Here is a 7,233-nt window from a genome sequence, read left to right on the forward strand (position 1 = left end):
CACCAACCCGTCTCTTTGACTCGTTGCTGGTAAGATAACACTCTACGGCTTCGATATAAGTTTCTACTGAAATCTTAGTCATACAAATACCCCCAAAGTTGTGTTCCAACTTTAGGGGTAAAGGTCAGCTCGCGCTTTTATTTAATAACAAAGAAAGGTTCTGTGTGCTGAGAACTATTATCCTTCAACAAACCTTCAAAATATAGAGTTGGTCTTCAACAGCCACTAAGTCAACGCCCTAGGCTCTAAAATGCTCCAAGTCTAAGAACTTCCAGAAATCTACAGTTTGAACACCCAGCGCTTGCGCAACAAATGGAATCTTAGGCTCATTAGCTGTTGCCTTACCGTTCGGTCCCGTATTGCGTTCATCCGTGACAATGGCATATTCTTCCTGTTTGGCACATGCAATTAGCCAAGGGTCAGCTTTACTATAATCATCTGTCCATTGGCTATAGCCCGCCGCGGTCCAGTTGTTAGTTGTCGTTAAATAGTTTGCGACCTCGCTATACGTATCGATATACTGATCTGCAATGATCTGCTTATCGCGATAATACGACTTAGCCCAATCACTAAGATCGTCGCCAAGTCCACTAATTTCATCAAACACCCGATCAAGCATATAAATTTCAGGTGTTTGTTCAAAGAAGTGCCAAACGATCGGAAAATACATTCGCCGATAGTGGCGATTGGCGTTGATGAAAATATTGGAGTCTAGCAAAAATCCTTTCATCTGCGCGTCTCACGTTCACTGTAAGTTGCCACGGTCTTATCCAGCATCTTGGGACTAATTCCAATTAAGCTTGCCGCTTTTGTCGGTTGCAATCGTCCCGTATTTTGCGCAACTACCAACGCTTGCATATAACGGCTATCGTTGTAACTTAAAGCAGTGTTATACGGATTGCCACCAGAATTCGACTTTTGAGGCTTGAACTCCGGAAACTCAATTGCATCCGCATCAGCAATCAGCCCAAGTTGTTGTCCTCGGATTGCTGCTGACTGAGGGCTCACATGAAAATACCGAGCCACTTGGGCAATGTCGTTTGCATCAAACCGCTGAACGAACTCAGTATGCGGCATCAAAAAAGCAGAAGTCACTCGGTTGATCAAGCGTTCCTCGCTAACGTCGTGATCGATTCCTTGCAAAAGCTCGTCTGTACCCCGCATCAGATGAACAAATTCATGAATCAGGGAAAAAATTCGTGCGGTGAAGCTGTCTTTTTGATTCACAAAAATCAATGGTGCATATTCATCAAGAAGCACGAAAGCACGTAGATCTTCGACTTTAAGTGGACGATTGGTGCCTAACCCTGCGCCACCTTTTTGCATGGACAACACGCCTAATTGTGCAAGCTGTCGCCGAAGGTCCTCGTAAAGCCTACGCGCATCAGAAAAATGGTCCAACGTCAATAAGCGTCGAAGCATTCGCAATGTCTCTGGCCAACTAGATTGGTTGTCACTGCCAATGAAACTTAGCTTCTGAGCGGCTTGACCACTGTCTTCTTTGAACCAAGCTTGCTTACGTTGCATTTCATAAATGACATCGCGCACCGTCAAATTGACCTGAGCCGGCGCATTTGCCTGGGTGCGAAAAGCTAAGCGAATACTTTCTAACTCAGGTGCATGTTTCAGTAAAAGTTGCCCGAAAGGCACATGGAGACGACGAGCAAAATCGCCTAACTGCTTAACTGTCGGTTTGAGATAATTATCAAAATTCTGATCCAACCATTTGGTATTTTGCTTAAGCTGGACCTTATTTTCGACCTCTAGATCAGTAATGTTCAACGCCCATTGAATCAATGCTGGGTCAACCGTGATGCGAGTAGCAACCACTGCTTTCGCCTCCTTTCGTCTCACCTCATCATATCATGACACACCAGGGGTGCATAGGACAACTTTTCCCTCATCGTCATTGTAACTGATCCGTTTACAGCCCAATATTGAGATGTGTTGCAGCACGTGAACTGGTTGGACTCAGGCCTGCATATCCAGGTAAGTGCGTCTCATTCCTCGACTCGATACCGCTCCACTACTGCGATCAGCGCCATCCCCTGCTTGCGGGTCAAAGTCTGATCATCACAAAGCGTCGTGATCGCCAAAGACACCACCTGCCAGGCTTTGCGGAAGTCAGCTGCAGCTAACCTTACGCGGTATCGCTCCAACACCTGCGTCAAAGTGCGCGCTGACCAGCGTTTCACCGTTTCAAGTCCGACCAGATACATCCCTGCATAAAAGTCCACCATCAAAGCAATGAACTCAGCGGTATCCATACCATGCGTTTGGGTGGCTAAAAGGCACGGCTTTCGCAACCGTTCCGCCAATCGGAAGCCTTGAACGAAGGCTTGTTTTGCAGTACGTGCGACCCAAGTATACCGACCGATGGTAACCGGATGATCCAAATTTTCCACGTGAGGAATCAACAAAGCATAGCCACCATCGTGATCACCGGCGATGCCATGGGTCACCAACACCATTTGCATGATCGCTGACAGCGGCTTCGCACTGTCCTGTTTCTTCAAAAAACGTTGTTCGTCAAAACCTTGCCGATCAATGTTTACCTGATGCGACATCGCAAAGTCGATCAACCAGTTGATATACTCATCGCGCAATTCAGGACTCATGTATGGTTGCACGCATGCCGTCACGAACACTTGGATGATCATCAACTTGCGGGCAAATGCGATTGAATCATCAATGGCGTCCAACTGTTGGGTCAACACTTGTTGGTAAGGTGACACATCCTGTACTCGGCGCAGATCCTTGCCAGTGTGCATATACATCGACACGATAAAATCATCCAAGACAGCTTGGATCTCAGCATCAGATTCAGTGGGTAAGTTAGAGTCAGGGAGCGGCGAGTTGATGAACTGTTGAACGAGGCATTGAAGATCATTCAACGGGGAATTGTTAGGCATAGGCACTCCAATCACAAATCTAATATTGAGTTTAGCTATTTCTGGTTCGTGCAAGACACGAATTCAACAGCTACTAGTTAATCGCCGACAATTGACATTCGTTTTCAAAACAAATTCACTAAACTTTGTGAACATTCGACAAAATTTTCTTAAGGATCCTCAGCAGTACATCACGATTGCAGTTGTATCCATGCATAAATTCCTCACAACTATTTTTTATGTTCTCAATACAAACTTGAGCATCTTCTTTGGACATTTGTTTAGACAGAAACTTACCGTATTGCTTGTCTAAATTCTGTTCCTTCAAGAACTGAATGTGCGATAGCTCTTGATTCGACGTCAGGAGTTGTTGTGTATACTTGTAAACCTCAGGATTGTCTACTACAACAACTGTCAAATGCCGTTTAACACGAGTAAGTGCTTCAAAGAGCATCCATTCTTCCTTATAAGGATACCAAAATCCATTGTTTACTTGAATTCCCTGGTTTGTAACCCGGTATCGATTATCCAAAATCACTAGGACATTATCATACTCTCGGCCAATAACATCGTGCGTTCCTAATGATCCAGAAAATTGATGTCGATGCTTAACATTATGACTTTCTTTTGTCACGTATTCTGTTGGCTCGATAACTTGAAAATGATCACAATCATGCGCCCATGAAAGAAAACTGTGTGCATCATCAACATTTCTGAAATATTTAACATCGATATCTTTGTAATCGAACGGAACAGCATCTTTAGCTGACTTATTGTCGAGTAATCGAGTGATAAACGATGCCATTGCTGGATTAGAACGAATTTTGTCAGTAAGCGCAATAATCTCAAAACGGGAATCAACTGTGATGTCACAGTGAAATGACAATTTTTCTTCATCAGGATGGAATACCTGTTTTCTATCAATGCTAAAGACTACCAAGGTATGCTGGAGATTCAAAATCGCATCCAACTGGTTTTGTCTTAAGCGTTGTGCTTCGTCAATCAGAATAACATCATAGTTTTCCTCAGTAAGTGTTCTCCGCGCATCTTTTATGGGGTCAACGCAGATTCCCAGTTGTCTTGAAATTTCTTGAGAATTTTCCAACTTGCCACAAAAAATAACTTGCACTTTCTTTCCACATTCCTGATATTCCTTAGCCAGATCGAGTAAAAGTAGAGTTTTACCTGTACCCGCTCCACCTGTGATAACTATTTTCTGCTTCAAGGATTTCAAAGCTTTTGTGCGTGCTTGATATTGACGTTGAGTAAGAAAATACATATGATTTTTGAATTTCTCAGCTTCTACGTATGGGGAGATTACCATACTTGTTAAGTCGATGTCTGGGAGCAGGTAATTGTCACAACTGGATGCACGAATCCATTCATTGATAACATTTACGTCAATCGAGATTAGCTTGCCATGCTCATCTATGCTAAACAAGCTATTTTCACTTCTCACATAGCAGCATACACAGCAGGAGTGACTGTTTAATACCTTTAGATACAGCATATGTCGAGCCAGTTGGCGCTCAATTTCTTCCTTGCCGCCCTCAGGAAAATCGCTCTTCAATTCAATATTCAGAATTGAGGTGTCACTAACCCGTAAAACATCAAACTGTTCACGGAGCCCGCCCGTAGTTGAAATATATCCTAAGATGTAACCGCCGTCATCCACGGCGTCAAATTTCAGTTGAACTACAAGTGAGTATAGGTCATCTAGTTCTGCAAGAGAAAAACTTTCGGCCCCCTTTCTGGCATTGAACCCAGCGTCGTGCAAACGTAAAAAGCTCGAAATCACCGTAGGATTCTCAGTACCACAAACTTCGACAACGTCCGATAAGCTAGTAAACTCTTCTTTATTCATTGACTCTCCTCTACTTTTGACATTCACAACAGCCACTATATACAAAAAAGGGATATAATCCTTCTAGTGCAATGCTATACGTGTCGACACGCACTTTATACCAACCCGATTTCAAGCAAAAGCGGCAAATAATTCCAGACACGGGCAGCCGGCCCGCCGGAATTATTTGCCGCTCTTTATATGCACATTAATCCAGCAATTGAGGATACAAAAAGAGGAGCCCCTCCCGTATACTGTTTAACGACCAAGAAAAACAGACAAAAGGAAACTCCATACTTGAATCATACAGGACAAACACGAAAAAGCAAAGTAACCAAATCCCTTCAGCAACAGTACGATCAGTTCGTGCTTGATATTCTCACGGATATCGCCTGCCCACATTGTCAAAACTCGTCTGGCTTGACTCAGCATGGCCGGTATCGCCGCCATTTATACTACGTTGGCGGCTTTCGAGGCATTATTGAAGTCATGCGACTACATTGTCACGCCTGCACGAAAACCTTTGTACTTCTTCCTCCAGGCATTGTACCGTACAAGCGCTACGTGCTTGCCTCGATTCTTCAGGCTGTACATGCGGCAGCGGCCAAGTCTGTTTACTATGCCGAGTATAGCCTTGATCTTTCTGCCAGGCTGATTCGCAGATGGTGTGCGCACTACAGTCAGTGGCACAAAATGCTCTGTCAGACTCACAACATCAGTCTGCGTCAGGAGGCGAAAGTCGCCGCAATCGCATATTCACAGCTGCGCCCGAGTCGGCGGCTAATGCAAGTTATTTCAGCTTGGACCCCAGCGTTCCACGCGCTTTAAGCCTTTCACATAGTTTGCCATTATCGGCAATGTCTTCTGCGTGTATTCTATCAACATCTTTAGAACAATGAGGTGTAACTTGATGAACGCAGAACAACTTGAAGACATTGCTTTATTTCGGTATGAGCTGATTCAGCCGCTCATTGCGGAATCGTTCCCTGATCATACAAAACAAGAATACATGAAACGGATTGCCGCAACCGAGATGGTCTTGCCTAACGGTAAGCGAGGGACAGTTGGTGTCGGAACTTTGAAAGAATGGGCAGCGAATTATCGCAAGTTCGGCTTAAAAGGATTGAAACCTAAGCGCCGGAACGATGCGGGTAACAACCGTCGCCTGAACGATGAACAAAAAGCAGAAATAATTCGGCTTAAAACCCAAAGCCCGAATCGGCCAGCCACAGTAATTCGTAAACGGATGATCATGACTGGCTTCTTTGCCCAAGGGGTTCCTTCCGAGAGCACATTTCAGCGTTATCTGGCGCAGGTCACTCCCGAGCTTCAGCGGTCTCAAAACGAGGACATGCGGGCGTTTGAAATGAGCCATGTCAACGAGCTGTGGCAGATCGACACCACCCATGGTCCCTTTATCCTGGCTGGCGGCCGCAAGCGGAAGGTTTATATCGTTGGCATTATCGATGACGCCTCGCGATATCTGGTTGGCTGGGGTATGTTCTTCGAAGACAATGCCGTAAATGTCCAGACGACTCTCAAGCAAGCCATCGCCACCTACGGGCGGCCGCGGCAACTTTACGCCGACAACGGTAAGCCATACGTGAACAAGCAGCTTGCCCTAATCTGCGCTGAATTGGGGATCGGCATGCGCCACGCTGCGGTCTATCACGGTAACCAGAAAGGTAAGATTGAGCGCTGGTTTGGCGTTATGAAGCAGCAGTGGATGGCGGACATCAACTATGAGGAGTACCAGTCATTAGAAGCCCTGCGGGCCGAGTTCGCCAAGTATGTTCGTGATCGCAATAATCAGATCAATCGCAACCTTGGAGAGCATGTCACACCAATGGACCGGTTTTGTGAGGAACCAGAGGCAATCCATAAAGTACCCAAGGTGGCGCTGGAGCGAGCATTCTTACACCGTGAAACTCGCAAGGTCGCTAACGATGGCACGATTAGTCTGAATAAGCAGCAATATGAGACTGGTCGAGCAACAATTGGGGCAACAGTCACAGTCCGCTATCAGCCGGACTTATCGAAAGTGTACATCGAGTGGGAGGAAGCACTCGTGGAAGTGCGGCCGGTGGATAAGCTGGAAAACGCCCACGTCAAGCGGCAGCAAGTGCGATTGGCGGAGGGCTAACAGATGGACTTCACGATGTTTTACGGGATGAGTCATAACCCGTTCGATAAGACCGCACCGAAGGTGGTCGAGACAATCGACTTTAAGGAAATGAATGTACGCCTCAAGTATCTGACAAACGTACTGGGCATCGGCCTGATTACTGGCCGACCTGGTGCAGGCAAGACAGTAATTCTTCGGGAGTACGCGCAGCGTCTCAATCCTAATCAATACCGGGTAAGCTATTTACTGTCATCGCGCAGTTTATACCGTTCCGATTACTCAAATAAGCGTCAAATAATTCCAGCCCCGATCTGCCGGACTACCGAAATTATTTGACGCTATTTTTATGCACGAAAATCCGGCGATTGACGATA

General features: G+C 45.7%; 7 protein-coding genes. 3 read left to right on the forward strand and 4 right to left on the reverse strand.

Annotated elements, in window-relative coordinates; genetic code table 11:
- Positions 1-238: 238 nt before the first annotated feature.
- The 4 genes from ACKTSG_RS13105 to ACKTSG_RS13120 all read right to left on the reverse strand — a co-directional run bounded on the left by ACKTSG_RS13105 (position 239) and on the right by ACKTSG_RS13120 (position 4,755).
- Positions 239-730, reverse strand: coding sequence for a DUF4411 family protein (locus tag ACKTSG_RS13105; protein ID WP_407895390.1), 492 nt, complete (start codon positions 728-730; stop codon positions 239-241).
- A complete protein-coding gene (locus ACKTSG_RS13110; RefSeq protein ID WP_407895392.1) occupies positions 727-1,830 on the reverse strand; it encodes an ImmA/IrrE family metallo-endopeptidase in 1,104 nt (367 codons plus the stop codon). Before ACKTSG_RS13110 ends, ACKTSG_RS13105 begins: the two co-directional genes overlap by 4 nt.
- A gap of 170 nt (positions 1,831-2,000) precedes the next feature.
- The gene (locus ACKTSG_RS13115) at positions 2,001-2,912 is read right to left on the reverse strand and encodes a hypothetical protein (RefSeq protein WP_407895394.1); all 912 of its coding nucleotides are present in this window, start codon (positions 2,910-2,912) and stop codon (positions 2,001-2,003) included.
- A 118-nt stretch (positions 2,913-3,030) separates the two neighbouring features.
- Positions 3,031-4,755 (reverse strand): DNA/RNA helicase domain-containing protein, encoded by a 1,725-nt coding sequence (locus tag ACKTSG_RS13120; RefSeq protein ID WP_407895396.1) that lies wholly within the window; start codon positions 4,753-4,755, stop codon positions 3,031-3,033.
- 276 nt (positions 4,756-5,031) lie between these two features.
- Between ACKTSG_RS13120 and ACKTSG_RS13125 the strand changes: the two genes are divergently transcribed.
- The 3 genes from ACKTSG_RS13125 to ACKTSG_RS13135 all read left to right on the forward strand — a co-directional run bounded on the left by ACKTSG_RS13125 (position 5,032) and on the right by ACKTSG_RS13135 (position 7,195).
- A complete protein-coding gene (locus ACKTSG_RS13125; RefSeq protein ID WP_274259443.1) occupies positions 5,032-5,562 on the forward strand; it encodes a DUF6431 domain-containing protein in 531 nt (176 codons plus the stop codon).
- A gap of 82 nt (positions 5,563-5,644) precedes the next feature.
- Complete coding sequence (locus ACKTSG_RS13130; protein WP_274259444.1) at positions 5,645-6,877, forward strand: DDE-type integrase/transposase/recombinase; 1,233 nt, start codon at positions 5,645-5,647, stop codon at positions 6,875-6,877.
- Between the two features lie 3 nt (positions 6,878-6,880).
- Positions 6,881-7,195, forward strand: a complete 315-nt coding sequence (locus ACKTSG_RS13135) for a hypothetical protein (RefSeq protein WP_407895399.1) — start codon at positions 6,881-6,883, stop codon at positions 7,193-7,195.
- The last annotated feature ends 38 nt before the right edge of the window (positions 7,196-7,233 follow it).

This window comes from Lacticaseibacillus salsurae (assembly GCF_045862175.1).
Taxonomy (GTDB): domain Bacteria; phylum Bacillota; class Bacilli; order Lactobacillales; family Lactobacillaceae; genus Lacticaseibacillus; species Lacticaseibacillus salsurae.

What these genes read in the sequence shown, in the direction of transcription:
- ACKTSG_RS13115 (WP_407895394.1), bottom strand. Translation starts at nt 2,912, where the DNA reads ATGCCTAACAATTCCCCGTTGAATGATCTTCAATGCCTCGTTCAACAG.
- ACKTSG_RS13130 (WP_274259444.1), top strand. Translation starts at nt 5,645, where the DNA reads ATGAACGCAGAACAACTTGAAGACATTGCTTTATTTCGGTATGAGCTG.
- ACKTSG_RS13105 (WP_407895390.1), bottom strand. Translation starts at nt 730, where the DNA reads ATGAAAGGATTTTTGCTAGACTCCAATATTTTCATCAACGCCAATCGC.
- ACKTSG_RS13120 (WP_407895396.1), bottom strand. Translation starts at nt 4,755, where the DNA reads ATGAATAAAGAAGAGTTTACTAGCTTATCGGACGTTGTCGAAGTTTGT.
- ACKTSG_RS13135 (WP_407895399.1), top strand. Translation starts at nt 6,881, where the DNA reads ATGGACTTCACGATGTTTTACGGGATGAGTCATAACCCGTTCGATAAG.